At 68.1% G+C, this 21,330-nt stretch carries 24 protein-coding genes; 19 read left to right on the forward strand and 5 right to left on the reverse strand.

All coding sequences use genetic code 11. From position 1 onward, the window contains the following. Window positions 1-95: 95 nt before the first annotated feature. On the forward strand, window positions 96-644 hold the full coding sequence (locus ACAM55_RS10600) for a sigma-70 family RNA polymerase sigma factor (RefSeq protein WP_369655968.1): 549 nt from the start codon (window positions 96-98) through the stop codon (window positions 642-644). Next, window positions 641-1,282, forward strand: coding sequence for an NrsF family protein (locus tag ACAM55_RS10605; protein WP_369655969.1), 642 nt, complete (start codon window positions 641-643; stop codon window positions 1,280-1,282). The genes ACAM55_RS10600 and ACAM55_RS10605 overlap by 4 nt, the downstream gene beginning before the upstream one ends. 30 nt (window positions 1,283-1,312) lie before the next feature. Here ACAM55_RS10605 and ACAM55_RS10610 read toward each other — a convergent pair whose 3' ends face one another. Continuing rightward, window positions 1,313-2,824: a helicase HerA-like domain-containing protein gene (locus ACAM55_RS10610; protein WP_369655970.1), complete on the reverse strand. Its 1,512-nt coding sequence runs from the start codon at window positions 2,822-2,824 to the stop codon at window positions 1,313-1,315. A 101-nt stretch (window positions 2,825-2,925) separates the two neighbouring features. Between ACAM55_RS10610 and ACAM55_RS10615 the strand changes: the two genes are divergently transcribed. From ACAM55_RS10615 to fabG, 10 genes are read left to right on the forward strand one after another with little or no spacing between them, the layout of a single operon-like run. Next, the gene (locus tag ACAM55_RS10615; protein ID WP_354399570.1) at window positions 2,926-3,237 is read left to right on the forward strand and encodes a phosphopantetheine-binding protein; all 312 of its coding nucleotides are present in this window, start codon (window positions 2,926-2,928) and stop codon (window positions 3,235-3,237) included. Between the two features lie 3 nt (window positions 3,238-3,240). Further along, window positions 3,241-3,885 carry a hypothetical protein gene (locus tag ACAM55_RS10620; RefSeq protein WP_369655971.1) on the forward strand — a complete coding sequence of 215 codons (645 nt, stop codon included), beginning with the start codon at window positions 3,241-3,243 and terminating at the stop codon, window positions 3,883-3,885. A gap of 13 nt (window positions 3,886-3,898) precedes the next feature. Next, window positions 3,899-5,608: an AMP-binding protein gene (locus ACAM55_RS10625; protein ID WP_369655972.1), complete on the forward strand. Its 1,710-nt coding sequence runs from the start codon at window positions 3,899-3,901 to the stop codon at window positions 5,606-5,608. Continuing rightward, complete coding sequence (locus ACAM55_RS10630; protein ID WP_369655973.1) at window positions 5,608-6,606, forward strand: acyl-CoA synthetase; 999 nt, start codon at window positions 5,608-5,610, stop codon at window positions 6,604-6,606. The genes ACAM55_RS10625 and ACAM55_RS10630 overlap by 1 nt, the downstream gene beginning before the upstream one ends. After that, window positions 6,578-7,192 (forward strand): LolA-related protein, encoded by a 615-nt coding sequence (locus ACAM55_RS10635; protein ID WP_369655974.1) that lies wholly within the window; start codon window positions 6,578-6,580, stop codon window positions 7,190-7,192. The genes ACAM55_RS10630 and ACAM55_RS10635 overlap by 29 nt, the downstream gene beginning before the upstream one ends. After that, window positions 7,189-9,588, forward strand: a complete 2,400-nt coding sequence (locus ACAM55_RS10640; protein WP_369655975.1) for an MMPL family transporter — start codon at window positions 7,189-7,191, stop codon at window positions 9,586-9,588. The genes ACAM55_RS10635 and ACAM55_RS10640 overlap by 4 nt, the downstream gene beginning before the upstream one ends. Then, window positions 9,588-10,430 carry a polysaccharide deacetylase family protein gene (locus tag ACAM55_RS10645; protein ID WP_369655976.1) on the forward strand — a complete coding sequence of 281 codons (843 nt, stop codon included), beginning with the start codon at window positions 9,588-9,590 and terminating at the stop codon, window positions 10,428-10,430. The genes ACAM55_RS10640 and ACAM55_RS10645 overlap by 1 nt, the downstream gene beginning before the upstream one ends. Further along, on the forward strand, window positions 10,427-11,191 hold the full coding sequence (locus ACAM55_RS10650; RefSeq protein WP_369655977.1) for a class I SAM-dependent methyltransferase: 765 nt from the start codon (window positions 10,427-10,429) through the stop codon (window positions 11,189-11,191). Before ACAM55_RS10645 ends, ACAM55_RS10650 begins: the two co-directional genes overlap by 4 nt. Then, window positions 11,188-11,661 (forward strand): hydroxymyristoyl-ACP dehydratase, encoded by a 474-nt coding sequence (locus tag ACAM55_RS10655; protein ID WP_369655978.1) that lies wholly within the window; start codon window positions 11,188-11,190, stop codon window positions 11,659-11,661. Before ACAM55_RS10650 ends, ACAM55_RS10655 begins: the two co-directional genes overlap by 4 nt. Window positions 11,662-11,719: 58 nt before the next feature. Then, window positions 11,720-12,451, forward strand: coding sequence for a 3-oxoacyl-ACP reductase FabG (gene fabG, locus ACAM55_RS10660; protein ID WP_369655979.1), 732 nt, complete (start codon window positions 11,720-11,722; stop codon window positions 12,449-12,451). 12 nt (window positions 12,452-12,463) lie between these two features. Here fabG and ACAM55_RS10665 read toward each other — a convergent pair whose 3' ends face one another. From ACAM55_RS10665 to ACAM55_RS10680, 4 genes are read right to left on the reverse strand one after another with little or no spacing between them, the layout of a single operon-like run. Beyond that, window positions 12,464-13,240, reverse strand: coding sequence for a glycosyltransferase family 2 protein (locus ACAM55_RS10665; protein ID WP_369655980.1), 777 nt, complete (start codon window positions 13,238-13,240; stop codon window positions 12,464-12,466). Beyond that, entirely contained in the window at window positions 13,207-14,010 is an 804-nt protein-coding gene (locus tag ACAM55_RS10670; RefSeq protein WP_369655981.1) for a lysophospholipid acyltransferase family protein, read from the reverse strand. Before ACAM55_RS10670 ends, ACAM55_RS10665 begins: the two co-directional genes overlap by 34 nt. Window positions 14,011-14,040: 30 nt before the next feature. Further along, window positions 14,041-15,078, reverse strand: coding sequence for a Rid family hydrolase (locus ACAM55_RS10675; protein ID WP_369655982.1), 1,038 nt, complete (start codon window positions 15,076-15,078; stop codon window positions 14,041-14,043). Window positions 15,079-15,080: 2 nt separating this feature from the next. Beyond that, entirely contained in the window at window positions 15,081-15,869 is a 789-nt protein-coding gene (locus tag ACAM55_RS10680; protein WP_369655983.1) for a class I SAM-dependent methyltransferase, read from the reverse strand. Window positions 15,870-15,986: 117 nt separating this feature from the next. Here ACAM55_RS10680 and ACAM55_RS10685 point away from each other — a divergent pair, with 117 nt between their 5' ends. Genes ACAM55_RS10685 through ACAM55_RS10715 form a run of 7 tightly spaced genes read left to right on the forward strand, consistent with a single transcriptional unit; the run spans window position 15,987 to window position 21,329 of the window. Then, on the forward strand, window positions 15,987-16,712 hold the full coding sequence (locus ACAM55_RS10685; RefSeq protein WP_028260000.1) for a YebC/PmpR family DNA-binding transcriptional regulator: 726 nt from the start codon (window positions 15,987-15,989) through the stop codon (window positions 16,710-16,712). Between the two features lie 38 nt (window positions 16,713-16,750). Continuing rightward, on the forward strand, window positions 16,751-18,049 hold the full coding sequence (purD, locus tag ACAM55_RS10690; protein WP_369655984.1) for a phosphoribosylamine--glycine ligase: 1,299 nt from the start codon (window positions 16,751-16,753) through the stop codon (window positions 18,047-18,049). Beyond that, window positions 18,049-18,966: an oxygen-dependent coproporphyrinogen oxidase gene (gene hemF, locus ACAM55_RS10695; protein ID WP_369655985.1), complete on the forward strand. Its 918-nt coding sequence runs from the start codon at window positions 18,049-18,051 to the stop codon at window positions 18,964-18,966. Before purD ends, hemF begins: the two co-directional genes overlap by 1 nt. Then, window positions 18,963-19,598, forward strand: coding sequence for a nicotinate (nicotinamide) nucleotide adenylyltransferase (nadD, locus tag ACAM55_RS10700; protein WP_369655986.1), 636 nt, complete (start codon window positions 18,963-18,965; stop codon window positions 19,596-19,598). The genes hemF and nadD overlap by 4 nt, the downstream gene beginning before the upstream one ends. Continuing rightward, window positions 19,598-20,263 carry a ribosome silencing factor gene (gene rsfS / locus ACAM55_RS10705; protein WP_369655987.1) on the forward strand — a complete coding sequence of 222 codons (666 nt, stop codon included), beginning with the start codon at window positions 19,598-19,600 and terminating at the stop codon, window positions 20,261-20,263. Before nadD ends, rsfS begins: the two co-directional genes overlap by 1 nt. After that, window positions 20,260-20,727, forward strand: a complete 468-nt coding sequence (rlmH, locus tag ACAM55_RS10710; RefSeq protein WP_215245358.1) for a 23S rRNA (pseudouridine(1915)-N(3))-methyltransferase RlmH — start codon at window positions 20,260-20,262, stop codon at window positions 20,725-20,727. Before rsfS ends, rlmH begins: the two co-directional genes overlap by 4 nt. Next, entirely contained in the window at window positions 20,724-21,329 is a 606-nt protein-coding gene (locus tag ACAM55_RS10715; protein WP_369655988.1) for a nucleoside triphosphate pyrophosphatase, read from the forward strand. Before rlmH ends, ACAM55_RS10715 begins: the two co-directional genes overlap by 4 nt. The last annotated feature ends 1 nt before the right edge of the window (window position 21,330 follow it).

Here is a 21,330-nt window from a genome sequence, read left to right on the forward strand (position 1 = left end):
CGGCCGGGCACGGCACAATCCGGCGGAATCTTTTTTCGAAAGGGCTGTAACCAGCCGGTCCGATGGTACGAAACACAGTGGACAGCAGGAAGCGAATGAGCGACGCCGAGGCGGCGCTGCGGGGCCTGTTCCTGCGCGGCCTGGACGGCGACGCAGCGGCTTATCGCGAGTTCCTGCAAAAACTCAGCGCGCACCTGCGCGCCTTTCTGGGCAAGCGCCTGTTCGGCTGGCCCGATGAAGTGGAAGACCTTGTCCAGGAATGCCTGCTCGCCATGCACAACCAACGCCATACCTACCAGAGCGACCAGCCGTTGACGGCCTGGGTGCATGCGATTGCGCGCTACAAGATGATCGACCTGCTGCGCGCCAAGTCCGCGCGCGAAGCGCTGCATGACCCGCTGGACGACGACCTGGCGGTGTTCGCCGAATCGGCCATCGATGCCAGCGACGCGCGGCGCGACCTGGGCGGCCTGCTGCAGACGCTGCCGGAGCGCCAGCGCCTGCCGATCGTGCACGTGAAGCTCGAAGGCCTCTCGGTGGCCGAGACCGCCAGCCTGACCGGCATGTCCGAGTCGGCCGTGAAGGTCGGCATCCATCGCGGGCTCAAGGCGCTCGCGGCAAAGATGGGAGGCAAGGCATCATGAAGACGGACGATCTCGTCGCCATGCTGGCCACCGGTCCCACGGCCGCGCCGCGCCGCGCCGCGGGGCGGCGCCTGGCCTTTGCGTTGCTGGCGGGGCTGCCCTTGTCGTTCGTCATCCTGTTCACCGAATACGGCCTGCGCCGCGATCTGGTGCAGGCCATGTTCTGGCCGATGTTCTGGGTCAAGGTGCTGTTTCCGCTGTGCATTGCGGCGGCGGCCTTCGTGATGGTGCAGCGCCTCGCGCGACCGGGCGTGCAGGTGCGGCGCGCCTGGCTGGGCGCCGCCGTGCCGGTGCTCGTGGTGTGGGTGCTGGCGGCCATGGCCTGGTTCAATGCGCTGCCACAGGACCGCATGCCCCTTCTCATGGGCGAGTCGTGGCGCGTCTGCGCACTCAGCATCGGGCTGATGGCGCTGCCGGTCTTCGCAGCCGCGCTGCTGGCGTTGAAAAGCCTCGCGCCCACTCGGCCGGCATTGGCCGGTGCGGCCGCCGGCGGACTGGCGGGCGGGGTGGGCGCCGCCGTCTATGCGCTGCACTGCATGGAACTGACAGCACCCTTCCTGGCGGTCTGGTACGTCAGCGGCATCGCACTGCCTGTGCTGGTGGGCGCCGTGCTCGGGCCGCGCCTGCTGCGCTGGTAAGCCGATTGCCCGGCCCGGAGCGGGCCGGCCTCAGCGCTTCTTGGCGCCGAAGATGCCGCCCAGCACGCCGCGCAGGATCTCCTTGCCCACCGAGGTGCCCATGGTGCGCACCGCCGACTTGGCCATGGTTTGCACCAGGCCGTCGCGCTTGCCGCCGCGCGGGCCGGTGCTGCCGAAGAGCAGGTCGTTCAGCATGCTGCTGCCTTCGGACGATTCAGCCGCACCCTTGCCGCCTGGCGTTTTGGCCGGCGGTGCATCGGGTGCGGTTTCGGCGCGGCCCTTGAGTTTTTCATAGGCCGATTCGCGGTCCACCGTCTTTTCATAGACGCCGGCCACGAGCGAACCGCCCACCACCGCCTGCCGCTGCGCCGGTGTGATGGGCCCGATCTGGCTGCCGGGCGGCACCACGAACACGCGCTCTGTCACGCTCGGGCGGCCCTTGGCGTCGAGAAAGCTCACCAGCGCCTCGCCGACCGCAAGCTCGGTGATGGCGGTTTCGATGTCCAGGCCCGGCTTCTGGCGCATGGTGGTGGCCGTGGCCTTGACGGCCTTCTGGTCGCGCGGGGTGAAGGCGCGCAGCGCGTGCTGGACGCGGTTGCCGAGCTGGGCCAGCACCGAATCCGGAATGTCGAGCGGGTTCTGCGTCACGAAATAGACGCCCACACCCTTGGAGCGCACCAGCCGCACCACGAGTTCGATGCGTTCGACCAGTGCCTTGGGCGCTTCGTTGAAGAGCAGGTGGGCCTCGTCGAAGAAGAAGGCCAGCTTGGGCTGGTCGGGGTCGCCGATTTCGGGCAGCTGTTCGAACAGTTCCGACAGCATCCAGAGCAGGAAGGTGGCGTAGAGCCGCGGCGAGTTCATGAGCTTGTCGGCCGCCAGGATGTTGACCACGCCCTTGCCGCCCACGGTCTGCATGAAGTCGGCAATGTTGAGCATCGGCTCGCCGAAGAACTTGTCGCCGCCCTGGGTTTCGATCTGCAGCAGCCCGCGCTGGATGGCGCCCACGCTGGCGGCGCTGATGTTGCCGTATTCGGTGGTGAACTGGCTCGCGTTCTCGCCCACGTGTTGCAGCATGGCGCGCAGGTCCTTCAGGTCGAGCAGCAGCAGGCCGTTGTCATCGGCGATCTTGAACACCAGGTTCAGCACGCCAGCCTGGGTTTCGTTCACGTCGAGCATGCGGCCCAGCAGCAGGGGCCCCATGTCGGAAACCGTGGCGCGCACCGGGTGGCCCTGTTCGCCGAACACGTCCCACAGGGTGACTGGGCAGGCGGCCGATTCGGGCAGGTCGATGCCGCGTTCCTTCAGCGTGGCCGCCATCTTTTCGCCGATGGCGCCTTTTTGGCTCATGCCGGTCAGGTCGCCTTTCACGTCGGCCATGAACACCGGAACGCCGATGCTCGAGAGCTTTTCGGCCATGGTTTGCAAGGTGACCGTCTTGCCGGTGCCGGTGGCCCCGGTGATCAGGCCGTGGCGGTTGGCCAGGCTGGGCAGCAGGGTGCACTCGATGGTGTCGTGGCGCGCGATCAGAAGGGGGTCGGCCATGAGGGGCTCCGGGTCGTATCGAAGCGGGCAGTCTAATCAAGCCTCCCTCCTATAATCCACGACCCCCGAGGTAGTAACCGAAAAAGTTTCAGGAGGTTTTCTTGTCATCGACTGCTCAGCCCCCCATTCCCGCCGTTGGCGATTCCCCTGAACAGTCGCCGATTGAAAAAGAGTTGGCCGTCTTGCTGGTGAACGCGCTCAACCTCGAAGTCGCGCCCGAAGACATCGTGCCGACTGATCCGCTGTACGGCGAAGGCCTTGGCCTCGATTCGATCGACATCCTCGAAGTTGCGCTCGAAGTGTCGCGGCGCTACGGCTTCCAGCTGCGCTCGGACGACGAGCGCAACCAACAGATCTTCCAGTCGCTGCGTACGCTCGCGACCCACGTCGCCGAGCATCGCAGCGCTTCCTGATCCATGTCACGATGGCGACTGGCGCTCCTCCTGCTGGTGGGCGTGGCCTATGCCGGCCTCTCTCACTGGATGATGCTGTTCCACCCCACGGAGCCGTGGGCGGTGGTGGTCTTGCTCGGCCCGCTCTGGCTCGCCGCCATCGGCTTTGCCGCCAGCAAGTTCGGCCGTTGGGGCTTTGCCGCCGCAACGCTGCTCGGCATCGGGGGCTTCGCGCTCGTGTTCCTGGGTGAAGCGGGCGACACCAACCGGCTCTATGTGTTCCAGCACGTCGCCATCAACGGCTTGCTGTGCGGCTGGTTCGGCGCCTCGCTGCGCGGGCCCGGCCTTCCTCTGATCACCCAGTTCGCCCAGCGCGTGCATCCGCTCAAGGGCCACATGCTGGCCTACACCACGCAGCTCACCCGCATCTGGACCGTGTACTTCGCGCTGGTGGTGGTGTCGTCCATCGCGGTGTACCTGACCCTGTCTTTTTCAGCCTGGTCGCTGCTCGCGAACGTGCTGACCCCGCTCTCGGTGACGCTTCTTTTCGTGGGCGAACATCTGGTGCGCTACCGGCTGCATCCTGAATTCGAGCGCACGCGGCTCATCGATGCGGTGCGCGCCTTTCAAGGCACATCGACCATTGATCACGGCACCGGCGGCCGGTGAAGGGGGCACCCGCGTGACCGCCGACACCCGCCTGCTGCCGCTGATCGCCAACCGCGACCTCGATGCGCCCCTGGCCTGGCGCGCCGGCGTGCCGGTCAGCACGCGGCAGTTCCTGGCCGACGTGGCCCGCTTCGCGCCGGTGCTGCCGGCGGAGGGGAAAGCCGTCAACCTGTGCGTCGACCGCTACGCCTTTGCCGTCAGCCTGGCGGCTGCGCTGGTGCGCGGCCATGCGAGCCTCTTGCCGCCCGACGCGCGGCCCGACACGCTCGCGCGCCTGCTCGAATCCGGCGGATCGAGCCTTTTTGCGCTGACCGACGATGCCGATCTCGCCACGCCCGGCATGCCGCGCGTGCTGATCGAAGACCGCTCCAGCCCCGAAGGCGGCGACGGCCTGGAGGTACCGCTCATCGACGGCGCCATGCACGCCGTGAGCCTGCTGACTTCCGGCTCCACCGGCGTGCCCCAGCCGCACGCCAAGCGGTGGGAAACGCTGGTCGGCGACGTTGCGGTGGCGGTGGAGCGGCTCTCCAGCCTGCTCGGGCTGCCGTCGCTCGCCGGCCTGACGCTGGTGGCGACCGTGCCGGTGCAGCACAGCTATGGGCTGGAATCGTCGGCACTGCTGGCCATGCTCGGCGGCGCCGCGTTCGAAAGCGGGCGGCCGTTCTTTCCGGCCGATGTCGCAAAAACCCTCGAGTCGGTGCCGCGTCCGCGCGCGCTGGTCACCACGCCGTTTCATCTGAAGACACTGCTGCTGTCGGGCATCGAACTGCCGGCGGTCGACCTGATTCTTTCCGCCACCGCGCCGCTGTCGCCGCAACTCGCGGCCCAGGCCGAGCAGGCGCTCGGCGGGGTGCTGATCGAAATCTACGGCAGCACCGAATCCGGCCAGGTCGCCACCCGCCGCACCACCCAGAGCGATATCTGGGAGAACTTCGGCAGCATCCGCGTGCATGCCGAGCCGGGCGAGGGCGACGGTCCCGAGCGCTTCATCTTCAGCGGCGACTTCCTGCCCGAGCCCACGCCCATGGCCGACGTGCTCGAACTGCTCGATGCGCGCCGCTTCCGGCTGTTCGGCCGTGCCAACGACCTGATCCACGTTGCGGGCCGGCGCAGTTCGCTCGCGCACCTGAACTATCACCTCAACAGCGTTCCGGGTGTGGAGGACGGCGCGTTCTGGCTGCCCGACGAAGTGGCCGACGGCGTGGTGCGCCCCGTGGCCTTCGTGGTCGCGCCCACGCTTTCGGCCGGCGAAATCATTGCCGCGCTGCGCCAGCGGCTGGAGCCGGTGTTCGTGCCGCGCCGCGTGGTGCAGGTGAAGGCCTTTCCGCGCGAAGGCACCGGCAAGCTCACGGTGCGGGCACTGCGCGAATTCGCGCTCGCACAACTCGCGGACGACAACACGCCGGTGCAACTGGCCCATGCGGTGCCCGTTGACCATCCCGCGTTCGCCGGGCACTTTCCGGGCCAGCCGCTGCTTCCGGGCGCACTCATACTGGCCGAGGTCATGGAGGCCGTGCAGCGCGTGCCGGCGCTGGTCGCGCGGCTCGGCTGCCATCCCACGCTGGCGGCCGCCAAGTTCCTCGCGCCCGTGCGGCCGGGGAGCATGCTCTCCATCGATCTGCAACCCGAGCCCGGCGCGGCGCGCGGCGTGCGTTTCGACGTGCGTTGCGACGGCGTGGTGGCTGTCACCGGCCGCTGGGCCGCCGTGCAAGAGTCTGCGTGATGAAGCACACCGATGCCGAGACGCGCGCCGTGAGCGATGCGGCGCAGGCGGGCCACCGCGGCGACTGGGCGCACACGCCCGAGCGCAGCAACATGCTGGCGCTGCGTTTCATCTGCCTGATCGCGCTGGTCTGCGGGCGCCACGTCACGCGCCTGCTGCTGCCGCCGATCAGCCTGTACTTTCTGCTGTTCGCGCCTGCGCCGCGCCGCCACATCAAGCGCTACCTGTTCAGGGCCATCGGCCCGCATGCCGGCTGGGCCGACGGCTACCGCCTGCTGCATGCCTTTGCCTCGACGGTGCTCGACCGCGTGTACTTCCTGCGCGGGCGCATGGATCTGTTCGACGTGAAGGTCAAGGGCAACCTTGCGCTGGAAGCCGAGGCGCTGAACGGGCGTGGCGCCTTCCTGCTTGGCGCGCACGTCGGCAGCTTCGAGGCGATGGGCGCCTGCAAGCAAAAGAGCCAGCACAAGCAAGCGCTGCGGCTTGCGATGCTGATGTACCCCGACAACGCGCAGCGCATCACGGCCATCCTCAATGCCATCAGCCTGCCCGAACTGCGGCCTCACGTGATCGCGCTGGGCCGCCCGCATTCGATGCTCGCGCTGCGCGACTGGCTCGATGGCGGCGGCCTCGGCGGCATGCTCGCCGACCGCACCCTGCCGGGCAGCGAAGACCAGCCGACGCACCAGCGCGGCAACACCATCGTGCTGCCGTTCCTCGGCCAGCCGGCAAGTTTCAACGACGGCCCGTTCCGGCTTGCGGCGCTGCTGCGGCGCAAGGTGTTCTTCATGGCCGGCCTCTATGGCGGCGGCGCGCGCTACGATGTTCAATTCGACCTTTTGGCCGACTTCAGCGAGCGGGCGTCCGACCCCGCCGAGCGGGAACGCCGCATCCGCGCGGCGGTCGAAGCCTACGTGACGCGCCTGGAAGCGCTGTGCCGCGCCTATCCGTACAACTGGTTCAACTTTCATGATTTCTGGCTCGAAGATTCGGTTTGACTGGCTGTGCAGGAGCCTGCTGCTGGCACTGGCCTGCTGCGCCGCCCCGGCCTGGGCTTTCGACCTGCCCGAGCTGATGGGGCTGCTCTCCAGGCAGAAGAGCGGCGAAGCCCGCTTCACCGAACAGCGCTTCGTCCACGGCCTCGAAGGTCCGCTCGATTCGCGCGGCACCCTGAGCTTCAGCGCCCCCGACAAGCTGGTGCGGCGCACCTTGTCGCCGCGTGACGAGACGATGGCGGTCGAAGGCAACACGCTCACGCTGTCGCGCGGCGGCCGCAACCGCACCCTGACGCTCGACAGCATGCCCGAGCTGCTCGGCCTGGTCGAAGCCATGCGCGGCACTTTGAGCGGCGACGGTGCCACCTTGCAGCGCTATTTCCGCAGCACGGTGAGCGGCTCGGCCGGCAACTGGACGCTCGATCTGCTGCCGGCCGACAGCCGGCTTGCCGCCCAGGTGCGCAGCATCCGCATCAGCGGCCGCGCCAGCGAGGTGATCGGACTCGAAATGGAATTCGTCGGCGGGGACCGCTCGGTGATGAGCATCACGCCCGAACGCCCGGGCGCTGCTGGACGCACCACGCCGTGAGGGCACGCGAGACCGGGGAAGGCCCGCCGAGCTGGCGGCGCCGGGCGGTGGTGCTGCTGGTCTGGGCCCTGGTCTTGCTCGGCGGCGCACTGCAGATTGCGCGCACGCACTTCAGCGCCGATCTCTCGGCTTTCCTGCCCAAGAGCCCCGACGTGCGGCAGCAGGTGCTCATCGAGCAGCTGCAAAGCGGCGTGGCGTCGCGCACGCTCATGCTCGGTATCGAGGGCGGTGCCAGCGCGGAGGTGCGCGCCGCGGTGTCGCGCGCTGTCGCCAAGGCCATGCGCGAAAGCCAGCTGTTCGACCTGATCCAGAACGGCGACACCGGTGATTGGAGCGAAGCCGGCACCTGGGTCTTCGAGCATCGCTACCAGCTCTCGCCCGGTGTGCGGCCCGAGCAGTTCACGGTCGCCGGTCTGCGCGATGCGATCTACGAGACGCTGTCAATGCTGGGCACGCCGGCCGGCAATGCGATCAAGCCATTGCTCGACCGCGATCCGACGGGCGAAACGCAGCGCATCGCGGTGGAGCTGACGCCGGCCAGCGCGCCGCGCAGCGAGAACGGCGTGTGGATGTCGCGCACCGCGCCGCGCGCGCTCATGATCGCCACCACGCGCGCGGCGGGCAGCGATCTCGACGCACAGGCCGTAGCTATTGCCCGGGTCCAGGCGGCTTTCGACGCCGCAACGCGGGATATGGCCGAGGCCAGCAGGCCGAAGCTGCTGCTGAGCGGACCGCCCGTGTTCTCCGTGTTGAGCCGCGACAAGATCAAGACCGAGGCCATTCACCTGGCCATCGTGGGCGGCATCGTGATGGGCGGCCTGCTGCTGCTGGCGTTCGCCTCGCCGCGCGCGCTGGTCATCGCGTTCCTGCCGGTGGTCACCGGCGTGGTGGTGGGGACCGCCGCGGTGAGCGTGGTTTTTGGCTCGGTGCACGGCATGACCCTGGGCTTCGGCAGCACGCTGATCGGGGAGACGGTCGACTACGCCATCTATTACCTGATCCAGGCCCGCGGCGCCGCCGTGGCCGGCACCGGCTGGGCCCGCTGGCGCGAGGTGCATTGGCCCACCGTGCGGCTCGGGCTGCTGACCTCGGTGTGCGGGTTCGCGGCGCTGGTGTTCTCGGGATTTCCGGGTCTGGCACAGCTGGGTGTGTTTTCCATCGCTGGTCTTGCCGCTGCCGCGCTGGCCACGCGCTACGCGCTGCCCATGCTCGCGCCCGATGGCGCCACCGGCATGGGCATGCGCAGGTACATGGCGCACGCTGCCGGCGTGCTCGTGCGCGGCCTGCCACGCCTGCGCTGGGTGCTGGCCGGGCTTGGCGCCGCCGCGCTGGTGGTCGTGATCTGGCAGGGCGGCCATCTCTGGCGCGCCGATCTCGGTGCGATGAGCCCGGTGCCCAAGTCGGCGCAGCAACTCGATGAAATGCTGCGTGCCGACATCGGCACCGGCGACGGCGGCACGCTGGTGGTGGTCTACGGTGCCGATGAAGAAGCGGCATTGCGCAACACCGAAGCCGCCACGGCGCGGCTCGAGGCACTGGTCGACAAGGGAGAGCTCGGCGGTTTCGAGGCCGTGACCCGCGTGCTGCCGAGCGTGGCGACTCAAGCGGCGCGCCTGGCCAGCCTGCCCGAGGGCGAGGCGCTGCGTACTCGTCTCGCCGAGGCCACGCAAGGCTCGCCGCTCCCGGCCACGCGGCTCGGGCCTTTCCTGGCCGACGTCGAAGCCGCGCGCAAGCTGGCGCCCGTGCGGCGCGCCGACCTGACCGGCGGGCCGCTCGGCTCGGTGGTCAACACGCTCATGTACCAGCGCCCGGGCGGCGGCTGGTCGACGCTGGTGGTTCTGCATCCCGGCCCGAACTTCCGTGCGGAGCGGCTTGAAAAGGCGCTCGCGGGCGTGCCCGAAGTGCAGGTGGTCGACGTGGGCCGCGAGTTGGCGGGGCTCTACCAGCGCTATCTGCACGAGGCCTTCGTCCAGGTGCTGCTCGGCGCGCTGGCGGTGGTGGTGCTGCTCGGCATCTACCTGCGTTCGGGACGCCGTTTGCTCGCGGTGTGCCAGCCGCTGCTCTTTGCGGTGGTGCTCACGCTGGGCGGCATGGCGGTGCTTCAGGTGCCGCTGGGCATCCTGCACCTGGTGGGGCTGCTGCTGATCGTCGCGGTGGGCTCCAATTACGCGCTGTTCTTCGACCAGCTGCGCGTGGCCGGGCGGGCGGACGAGGATACGCTGGCGTCGCTCATGCTTGCCAACCTGACCACGGTGGTGTCTTTCGGGCTGATTGCGATCTCGGACATTCCGGCGCTGTCGTCGATCGGCCGCGTGGTCGCGCCGGGCGCCTTGCTGGCGCTGCTGCTGTCGGCCGCATTTGCGCGGCAAATGGCGCCCCCGCCTGCGCGCGGCTGATGGGAAAATCCCGCGCCATGTCCTCCGCCTCCGCCGCCCCGCCCGAATCCTGGCCCTGGCCGCCGGCCATCCGCGCCAGCGCGGTCTGGCACGTGGCGGCCATCGGCGCGGGCGCCCTGGTGCCCGGCGCCATGCCCTGGGCCATCGGCGCCATCGTGCTGAACCATGCGCTGATCACCGGCGCGGGGCTGACGCCGCGCAGCAGCCTGCTGGGCCCCAACGTCACGCGGCTGCCCGAAGCGGCCGGTGCCCGGGGCCAGGTGGCGATCACCATCGACGATGGCCCGGACCCCGAGGTCACGCCCCGCGTGCTCGACCTGCTGGACGCACACGGCCAGCGTGCCACCTTCTTCTGCATTGCCGAGCGCGTGCTTGCCCACCCGGCATTGGCGCGCGAGATCGTGGCGCGGGGCCACAGCATCCAGAACCACACCGCGCGGCATCGGCACAATTTTTCCTTTCTCGGCCCCCGCGGCTTTGCCAGCGAGATTGCGCGCGCGCAAGACATCCTGGCCGAAACCACCGGCCAGCGCCCGACCTGTTTCCGCGCACCGGCCGGTTTGCGCAATCCGTTCCTGGAGCCGGTGCTGCACCGGCTCGGCCTGTCGCTGGTGAGCTGGACGCGCCGCGGCTTCGACACGCGCGAAGGCGACCCTGCCAAGGTCATGGCGCGCCTCGGCCGCAATCTGCAGGCGCGCGACATCCTGCTTCTGCACGACGGCAATGCCGCGCGCACCCCTGGAGGAAACCCCGTGTTGTTGGAGGTATTGCCCTTGCTTCTCGAACGCTTGCACGCCGGCGGACTGCGCGCCGTCACCTTGCCGGAAGGCCTTGAACCATGAGCGCAGTGCCACCTCTTTCCACCGATACCGCCTGGCGCGAGCTTCACGAAGCCGCTACCGTTCCCTACAAGAAAGGCGGCAGCTTCGCCTGGCATTTCGCGCGCGGCAAACTGGGGCGCGACCCGGTGTTTCGCGGACTGCTCGAGTGCGGGCTGATCGACTCGGCGCACCGCCGCGTGGTCGATATCGGCTGCGGCCAGGGGCTCTTCGCAAGCTTGCTGGCGTCGATGAGCCGCATGCAGGCGCATGGCCGCTGGCCGTCGTCGTGGAAGCCCACGCCGGCGGCGCCCGACTACACCGGCATCGAACTGATGCCCAAGGACGTGGCGCGCGCCGCGGCTTCCATCGGGCATCTCCAGCCGGCGCCCCGCCTGCTCTGCGCCGACATGTGCTCGGCGCCGCTGCCCGAGTGCGACCTGGTCGTGATTCTCGACGTGCTGCACTACGTGGACATCGAGGCCCAAGACAGCGTGCTGCAGCGCGTGCGCGACGCATTGCGGCGCGGCAGCAATGCGAATGCCCGGCTGCTGCTGCGCATCGGCGATGCGTCGAGCAAGCGCGGCTTCGCCATCAGCCAATGGGTCGATCGCACAGTGACACGCATTCGCGGCCACAAGGTGTCGCCCACCTGGGGCCGCCCGCTGGCCGATTGGGTGGCGGCGCTGCAGCGGCTGGAGTTTCGCGTACAGAGCATTCCGATGAGCGAAGGCACGCCCTTTGCCAACGTGCTTCTGGTGGCCGACCTGGAACCTACCGCATGACCATGGCCCCGCAGACGCTCGACCGCGCCGGCATTGCCGAGCGCATTCCGCATAGCGGCAGCATGTGCCTGCTCGAGCGGCTCGAACGCTGGGACGCCGAGTCCATCCACTGCAGCACCCGCACGCACCTGCAGCCCGACAATCCGCTGCGGACGGCGGGCGGGCTGCTCGCGCCCACCGCCATCGAGTACGCAGCCCAGGCCATGGCGCTGCACGGCGGCCTGCTGGCTGCCGAGGGAAGCTCGCCTTCGGCCGGATTCCTCGCGAGTGCGCGCAACGTGCGCCTGTCGGTCGCGCGGCTCGACGAGGTTGCCGGTGCGCTGCAGGTGCAGGCGAGGCGCCTCTCGGGCGACACGAACCAGATCCTCTATGAATTCGCGGTGAACGACAGTGCCGGGCGTGTGCTGGCCGAAGGCCGCGCCGTGGTTGTGCTGAATACGCCGCTTGCAACCGGAGCCACGACGCCATGAGTCCCGCCCGGCCGCCCGAAGGGACTCGCACCACAGCCCGCAGGGCGGAGGTTTACCCATGACTCTTGAAGGAAAACGCGCGCTCATCACCGGCGCCAGCGGCGCCTTGGGCGCAGCGATGGCCGAGCGCCTGGCGCGCGACGGCGCCACGGTGCTGCTGCATGCCAACTCGCGACCCGAAGCGGTGGAGCAATTGGCGGCCGCCATCGTGGCTGCGGGCGGCAAGGCCGAGTGCCACGTGTTCGACCTGCGCAGCGACGACGCCTGCCGGGTGGCGTGCGAACGCATACTCGAAGGCGGGCCGGTGCAGATCGTCGTCAACAACGCGGGCGTGCACGACGACGCCGTGCTGCCCGGCATGCGTGCCGAGCAGTGGCACAAGGTCATCGACATTTCGCTCAATGGATTTTTCCGTGTGACGCAGCCGCTGCTGCTGCCGATGATGCGCACGCGCTGGGGCCGCGTTCTCAACATTTCTTCGGTGTCGGCGCTGACCGGCAACCGCGGGCAGGTCAACTATGCCGCGGCCAAGGGTGCGCTCAACAGCGCAACCAAGGCGCTCTCGCTCGAAGTGGCGTCGCGCGGCGTGACCGTCAACGCGATTGCGCCGGGCATCATCGCCTCGCCCATGGCCGATGCGGCGTTCGACCCCGCCATGGTCAACCAGATGGTGCCGATGAAGCGCGCCGGAACGCCGCAGGAAGTGGCGGCGCTGGCTTCTTTTCTGGTGAGCGACGAGGCGGCCTACATCACGGGGCAAGTGATCTCGATCAACGGCGGGATGATCTAGCCGCCGAATCCGTCACGCCTGAAAGGGCGGCAAGCGCATGGCTTTGCGCCACAGCAGCCCGGGCAGGCGCAAGACGAATTCGATCATCAGCCGCGTGTGCATCCAGGTCAGCAGCACGTTGTCGCGCCCGTAGCGAAAGTGCGAAACCCCGCCTTCCTCGGCCGTCAGGTACTTCACCGGTGCATCGATGTTCACTGGCTTGACGCCGCGCCAGGCCAGCCGCACGACGGCTTCAGTGTCGAAGTCGAAGCGGCGCATCCACGGCTGCCGCGCCATCACGGCGATCAGGTCGGCCACCGGGTACACGCGAAATCCGTAGAGCGAATCGCCCACGCCGGCAAACAGGGTTTCGAGCTGGGTCCAGCCGTTGGACACGCGCCTTCCGCGCACGCGCAGCAGCGGGGCGGAGGCATCGAACACCGGGCGGCCCAGCACCATGGTTTCCGGCCGGGCCTGCGATGCGTGCATGAAAGCGGGAATCAGGTCGGCCGGGTGCTGGCCGTCGGAATCCATGGTCAATGCATGCGTGAAGCCAGCCTTCTGGGCTTCTCGCAAACCGTGCAGCACGGCCGCGCCCTTGCCCTGGTTTTGTGGCAGCAGCCACACCCGCAGCCCCGGGTCGCCGGCAGCCATTTGCTGCAGGCGCTCGCCCGTGCCGTCGGTGCTGCCGTCCACCACCACCCAGACCGGACTCCACTGCGCCCGCGCCGCTTCGACTGTCGAGAACAGGCGTTCGCCCGTGTTGTAGCTGGGGATCAGGACAAGGTGTGTGCGCGAGGCGTCTGGCATGCGGGGGACGCGTCGGTGGCGCGCTGTTCCATGTTTTGGCGAAAGTATTGTTCCAGCTCCGATTGCAGCACGTGGCTGTCCGGAAGCGGCGCAAACCGCTCGCCCAGCCGCAGCTTGAAGACGATGGGCAGCGGCGGCACGCGCCACAGCGGCCAGCCCTTGCTGAGATAGGGCGAGTCGGTCTCGATGAACACGGTCTGGATCGGCGCCTGCGCAAGCTTGGCGATCAGTGTCACGCCATGGCCGAAGGGGTTGAGCGGCGGAGTTACCGTGCGCGTGCCTTCGGGAAAGATCACCAGTTGGCCGCCATTGCGCAGGTCGGCCACGGCCAGGCGCACCATGGTGCGAGCCGACTCGTTGCTGATGTAGCGCGCGAGCCGCGCACCCGCGCCGAGGAAAATGTTGCGCAACAGGTCGGCCTTCATGATGCAGGCGCTGCGCGGCAGCCGCGCCACCAGCAGCAGGGCGTCGAGCATCGTGGGATGGTTGGCGACGAAGATCACGCCGGGCTCGTCGCGCATCGGGTCCAGGCAGCTGGCGTCGATGCGCATCATCCCGGTCACGGTGGCCAGGCCCCAGAACATGCGGTACGCAAAGGCGATGGTCAGCCGACCCAGCGCGCGGGCAGGCGCCTCCGGCATCACCGGATAAAGCAGCATGGCGACGAAATTCCAGGCCAGCGAAATGAGGCCGAGGAAAAGCAGCAGCGCGTAGAGCATCAACGCGAGTGGAATGGCCGTGAGAATGCGCAGCACGCGAGTCATCGACATGGGGTCGTCGGTCCGATCGATCGCAGCGGGTCAGGCCCGCAGGCGACCCGGAGCGACCGCATGGGCCTCGATCTCGACCAGCAGGTCGCTGCGACAGATGTCCGCCTCCAGGTAGACGGCATCGCGGATCATCGGCGCGCCGGCGCCGAGCGCGCTCTCGATCACACCGCGCACCTTGTCGGTGTCCGCCGGATGTCGCACGTAGACCACGCAGTCGAGCGTGGCGAGCGAGAACGCTCCCGAGACGTGGGTCACCTGCCCGTTGGCGGCCGCGATCACGGCTTCGAGATTGCGCAGCGTTTCGCGGGTTTGCTCCAGTACGTCGCCGTGATGAACGGTTTCGTGGCCCAGGATGCTTGCGGTGCCCGAGATGAATAGCGCTATCTCGCCGTTGCCGATGTCGGCCAGCGCGGCGCGCGAGAAGGTGGGCGAGCGCGGCCCGTAGGTTTCCGGGTAGCGGTAGGCCGAGACCTGGCGCGGGTTTTCGACCGGCAACGGCGCCTTCTGGCCGGCCAGGAAGCGGATCGACAATGCACCCTGGTGGATGCCCAGTGCGCAAGCCGCCGGCGCCCCCTCGAAGGCGGCGCGGCCGGCTTCGAAAAAGGCTTCCTGGCGCCCGAGGTTGAACTGACGGTAGCGCTCCAGCCCGCCGCCGTCGGCATTGATCTGCGGCAGGTAGTTCCAGATGCGCAGCAGGTGCGGTGTCGCGGCCTGATCCAGCGTCTTGAACAGATCGCGATAGGCGCGGTGGGCGATTTCGGCGAGGTTCTGTTCTTCCACGGATTCGTCGATATCGATGGCGCCGAGCAGCCAATGGCCATCGGTGCGCCAGCGGGCGATGCCGGTGGTGCCCGACTCGACGTTCGCACCGGCCACGTGCCATACGTCGGCCATGGCACCTTGCGCCGAAAGAACGCGCGCGTTGACCGTCGGCATCCACGCCAGCTCGTGCGGCGTGCCGTAGCCGAGCGCCGCAAAAGGCGCGGCGCCGTCCGCGGCCAGCGCGACGCAGGCGGGCAGTGAAAGGCGCTCGACGCGCAGATGTGAGGTTTCGCCCTGGACTTGCACGGTCAGCCGGCCTCGACGATGGTTTCCGGTTTGCGGGCCATGTACTCGGAGAAGACACCCAGGCTGGCGTGCCGGCGCACGTCGGTGAAACCGGCGGCGCGCAGTGCCTCCAGCACGCGTTCGGGCGGGATGCAGGCCTCGATGGTGTCCCAGTAATAGCGCCACAGCTCCGATGTGCTGGTGCGGCGCCCGACCACCCGGGCGATCAGCGGCACCACAGCGCGCATGTAGCCCTTGAGCAGCGCGGTGGCGATGCGGCCCTCGGGCTTGGTGATCTCGAGCACCACCAGGCGTCCGCCGGGGCGCAGCACGCGGTGGAACTCGCTGAAGGCGGCCGCCACGTCGCTGATGTGGCGCATGGCGTAGCCCATGCTCACGAAATCGCAACTGGCGTCCGGCCGGGGCAGCGATTCCGCCACGCCCGCAACCAACTCGACGCCCGGCAGATCGATCTGTTCCATCATGCCCACGCTGGGATCGACGCCCACCAGCCGGCCGGTCGGGCCGATGATCTTGAGCGCCTCGCGGGCGACCAGTCCGGTGCCGATGCCGACATCGAGCACCTGCGCGCCCTGGGCAAGCCCGGCCTGCGACAGGGCATCCCGCCGGTAGGACGGGCCCGTGCCGAAGGCGAGCACGCTCTCGATGCGGTCGTAGTCGGCAGCGGTGCTGTCGAAGATGCGACGCAGGAACGCCTGGTGCTCCGCCTCATTCTTGTAATACAGCGGCAATGGAGTGTGAGGCGGCAGGATGGTCGGTTTCCCGGGCCCGACGGAAGGCGATGGCGTCATCGGGGGATTATCACCAAAAGGGATCGCCGCCTCGGCGCTGCCTCGCCAGCCGTTGTGTGCGCCGGACAGTAAACTCGGAGCCTGCTTTGAAAACACAAGACTGCGAGATAGAAAGCCATGGCCGGACATAGCAAATGGGCAAACATTCAGCACCGGAAGGGCCGCCAGGACGAGAAGCGCGGCAAGCTCTGGACGCGCGCCATTCGCGAGATCACGGTGGCCGCGCGTGCCGGCGGGGGAGACCTCAGTGCTAACCCTCGTTTGCGGCTGGCGGTGGAAAAGGCCAAGGCGGTCAACCTGCCGATCGACACCGTCAAGCGCAACATCGACAAGGCCACCGGCAACCTCGAAGGCGTCAACTACGAAGAAATTCGTTACGAAGGGTACGGTATCGGCGGCGCGGCGATCATCGTCGACACCATGACCGACAACCGCGTGCGCACCGTGGCCGAAGTGCGCCACGCATTCTCCAAGCACGGCGGCAACATGGGCACCGAAGGCTCGGTGGCCTTCCAGTTCAAGCATTGCGGGCAGATCATCTTCGCGCCCGGCACCGATGAAGACAAAGTGATGGAAGCGGCGCTCGAAGCCGGCGCCGAAGACGTGGTCACCGATGACGACGGCGCCATCGAGGTGATCACCGCCGTCGCCGATTTCGAAACCGTCAAGAACGCGCTCGAGGCCGCCGGCCTCAAGCCCGAGGTGGCCGAGGTCACCATGCGGGCCGAAAACACGATCGAACTGACCGGCGAAGACGCCGCCAGGATGCAGAAGCTGCTCGATGTGCTCGAAGACCTGGACGATGTCCAAGAGGTCTATCACAACGCCGCGCTTTCCGAATGAATGACTATTGATCCACAGCGAATGAAGAAGGCCCACGAATGAAGGTATTGGTAATTGGAGGAGGGGGCCGGGAACACGCATTGGCGTGGCGGTTGGCGCAGGCCAGCCGGGTCAGCCGCGTGTACGTGGCGCCGGGCAACGGCGGCACCGTGAGCGACGAGCGCTACGACTGCATCGACATCACCGAGCCCGCCGCGCTGCGCGAATGGGCGGCCAAGGAAAAGATCGCGCTCACCGTCGTCGGGCCCGAAGCGCCGCTGGCGGCCGGCGTGGTGGATGAATTCCGCGCCCACGGCCTGCGCATCTTCGGACCCACGCGGGCCGCTGCGCAGCTCGAGAGCTCCAAGGCCTTCTCCAAGGCGTTCATGAAGCGCCACAAGATTCCCACGGCCGAGTACGAGGCCTTCACCGATGCGGCCGCGGCCCATGCCTACATCGACGCCAAGGGCGCCCCCATCGTCGTCAAGGCCGACGGCCTGGCCGCCGGCAAGGGCGTGGTGGTGGCCATGACCGCGCAGGAGGCGCACGAGGCGGTCGACTTCATGCTGGTCGACAACAAGTTCGGCGTGTCGCACAACGATGGCGGCGCGCGCGTCGTCATTGAAGAGTTTTTGCAGGGCGAGGAAGCCAGCTTCATCGTGCTGTGCGACGGCAAGAACGTGACCGCCCTGGCCACCAGCCAGGACCACAAGCGCCTGCTCGACAACGACGAAGGGCCCAACACGGGCGGCATGGGCGCGTACTCGCCCGCACCGGTGGTCACGGCCGAAGTGCATGCGCGCGCCATGCGCGAAATCATCCTGCCGACCATCCGTGGCATGGAGAAAGACGGCATCCCGTTCACGGGCTTCCTGTACGCCGGTCTCATGATCGACGCGTCGGGGCACCCGAAGACGCTGGAATTCAACTGCCGCATGGGCGACCCCGAAACGCAGCCGATCATGATGCGGCTCAAGTCCGACCTGTTCGAAGTGTTCTGGCACGCCACCGACGGCACGCTCGACCAGGTCGAGCTGCAGTGGGACCGGCGCGTGGCGCTTGGCGTGGTGATGGCGGCGCACGGCTATCCGCTTTCGCCGCGCAAGGGCGACCGCATCACCGGCATTCCGCCAGAGGCACCCGATGCCGTGGTGTTCCACGCCGGCACCACGCAGCAGGACGGCGAGCTCAAGACCAGCGGCGGCCGCGTGCTGTGCGTGACCGTTCTGGCCGACAGCGTGAAGCTCGCGCAGCAGCGGGCCTACGAAGTCGCCGCGCGCATCAATTTCGACGGCGCGCAATACCGCAAAGACATCGGGCACCGCGCGCTGCACGCGCGCGGCGCCCCGCACGCCTGATGCAGCAGACCAATCCCGCAGCGGTCGGCGACTACCTGCGCAAGCTGCAGCAGGACATCGTCGCTGCGGTTGAAGCGGCCGACGGCGGTACCTGCACCCGAGACGCCTGGCAGAAGGAGCCCGGCGAGGCATTGCAAGGCAGCGGCCTCACCTGCATCCTCGAGGGCGGCGAACTGTTCGAGCGTGCGGGCTGTGGCTTCTCGCAAGTGCGCGGGGCGAGGCTGCCGCCATCGGCCACGCAGAACCGGCCCGAACTTGCGGGCGCGCCTTTCGAGGCCATGGGCGTGTCGCTGGTGTTTCATCCGCGCAACCCCTATGTGCCGATCGTTCACATGAACGTGCGCATGCTGGCTGCGCTGCCCGAAGGCAAGGACCCGGTGTGCTGGTTCGGCGGCGGCATGGACCTGACGCCCTGCTACGGTTTCGAGGAAGACGCGGTGCACTTTCACACCGCGTGCCGCGACGCGCTGGCCCCTTTCGGCGACGACAAATATCCGCGCTTCAAGACCTGGTGCGACGAGTATTTCTTTCTCAAGCATCGCAACGAGCAGCGCGGCATCGGCGGCATCTTCTTCGACGACTTCGCCGAGGGCGGATTCGAGAACGCCTTTGCGATGCTGCGCTCCGTGGGCGATGCCTTCCTGCCGGCCTACCTGCCCATCGCCCTGCGCCGCCGCGCCATGCCCTGGGGCGAGCGCGAGCGGGCGTTCCAGCTCTACCGGCGCGGACGCTACGTGGAGTTCAACCTCGTGTGGGATCGGGGCACGCACTTCGGGCTGCAGTCGGGCGGGCGCACCGAATCGATTCTGCTGTCGATGCCGCCGCTCGCCAGCTGGGCCTACCGCCAGCAGCCGGAACCGGGCAGCCCCGAAGCCGCGCTCTACAGCGACTTCATCGTGCGGCGCGACTGGTTGTGAACCCTCCTGCCAGCAAGTCACCCCCGCGCATCGGCATTTTCGGTGGCGCCTTCGACCCGCCGCACAACGCCCACGTGGCGCTGGCCGAGGCGGCGCTTTCGCAGCTAAGCCTTGCCGAGCTGTACGTCATACCCACTGGGCAGGCCTGGCACAAGAGCCGGGCGCTGACGCCGGCGCAAGACCGTCTCGCAATGACGCGGCTGGCTTTTTCGGGGCTGAAGGGAACGGTGGTGGTCGACAGCCGCGAAGTGCTGCGCGATGGCCCCACCTACACCCTCGACACCCTGCATGAATTGCAGCGGGAGCAGCCGGGAGCCCAGCTGGTCCTGATCATGGGCGCCGACCAGGCCAGCGCATTGCCAACATGGCACGGCTGGCAGGCTATACTCGGCATTGCTATTGTTTCTGTAGCGTATCGCGCATTATCGACGGGCGGCACTGCTCGTTTTGATCCGAAGATGCTGCCCGGCCTCCCGGCTGGCGCGCGTTTCGAAGCGCTCGAACTGCCGGTCATGGACACCAGCGCCACCGATATACGGCGGCGCGCGGCGCTTGGCGAGAACATTTCCTCGCTGGTTCCGCCAGCCGTTGCACGCTATATTGACCAACACCACCTTTACCGCTCTGCCTGATGACCACTGAAGCCGCCGCCAAGAAAGACACCCAAAAACTCCAGCGAGCCATCATCGATGGACTCGAAGACGTCAAGGCGCAGGACATCCAGGTTTTCGACACCGAGCATCTCTCACCGCTGTTCGAACGCGTGATCGTTGCCTCAGGCACCTCCAACCGGCAGACCAAGGCGCTGGCCGCCAGCGTTCGCGACGCAGTGCGCGAGGCCGGTTTCGGCAAGCCGCGCATCGAGGGCGAGGACAACGGCGAGTGGATCATCGTGGACTGCGGCGCGGCGGTCGCGCACATCATGCAACCCGCCATCCGCCAGTACTACCACCTGGAAGAAATCTGGGGCGACAAGCCGGTGCGCGCCAAGCTCGGCGGCACCAAGCCGGCCCTTGCAACCGCCGCCAAGGTGATCGACGAGAAAAAGCCGGTCGCGGCCAAGATGCCCAATCTGCGCCGTGCAAGCGCGGCCAAGACCGCCATCCGCGCAGCCGAGCAGGAAGCCAAGGCTGAGAAGGCCAGCCGGAGCCCGGCAAAGAAAACCGCCGCCAAGAAAGCCCCGGCAAAGAAGACCACGACCGCGCGCGTGCCGGTCAAGGTGGTCGGCAAGCCGGCCGCGAAGAAGCCCGCGGCAAAGAAGGCGCCTGCCAAGAAGGCGCCAGCCCGCCGCGCATGAAGCTCCTGGTGGTCGCCGTCGGGCAGCGCATGCCCGACTGGGCGCAGACTGCCTGGGACGACTACGCCAAGCGCTTCCCGCCCGAGCTCAAGCTCGAGCTGCGGGCCGTGAAGACCGAACCCCGCGGTTCCAAGTCGCTCGAAACCATCTACGCCGCCGAACGCGAGCGCATCGAAGGGGCCATCGCCCGTGGCATGCGCATCGTGGCGCTGGATGAGCGCGGCACCGCGCTCACCACCAAGGCGCTCGCAGCGCGCCTGCAGGCCTGGCAGGGCGAGGGCGACGACGTGGCCCTCGTCATCGGCGGCCCCGACGGGCTCGATCCCGCCTTCAAGGCCGCGGCCCACGAACGCATCCGCCTCTCCGACCTGACCCTGCCGCATGCGATGGCGCGCGTGCTGCTCGTGGAGCAGCTGTACCGGGCCTGGTCGGTCAACGCGGGCCATCCGTACCACCGGGAATGACACCAGACTTCATCTATCTCGCCTCGCAGAGCCCGCGCCGCGCCCAGCTGCTCGGCCAATTCGGCATTCGCCACGAGCTTCTCCTTGCCGGCCCGGAAGAAGATGCCGAATCGCTCGAGGCTGTGCTGGCCAACGAATCTCCCACCGCCTACGTGCAGCGCGTCACTGCGCTCAAGCTCGATGCCGCAGTGGCGCGACGCAAGCGCCTCGGACTCGCCGATGGGCCGGTGCTCTGCGCCGACACCACGGTGGCCCTCGGCCGCAGCATCCTCGGCAAGCCCGACGACGCACGCGATGCCGAGCGCATGCTGGCGCTCTTGTCGGGCACCACGCATCGCGTGCTGACCGCCGTGGCGCTGCAGAACGGCCGCCGCCGCCATGCGGCACTCAGCGTCTCGCGCGTGCGCTTCGCAACAATGACCCGAAAGCAGATCGCGCGCTACGCCGGCAGCGGCGAGCCGATCGGCAAGGCCGGCGCCTATGCGATCCAGGGCGCAGCGGCCGCGTTCATCGAGCACATCAGCGGGTCCTATTCGGGCATCATGGGACTCCCGATGTTCGAGACCGCGCAGCTCCTTCGCAGCGCAGGTTTCAATACCTGAG

Origin of the sequence: Variovorax sp. V213, assembly GCF_041154455.1 — a bacterium.
Lineage (GTDB): Bacteria > Pseudomonadota > Gammaproteobacteria > Burkholderiales > Burkholderiaceae_C > Variovorax.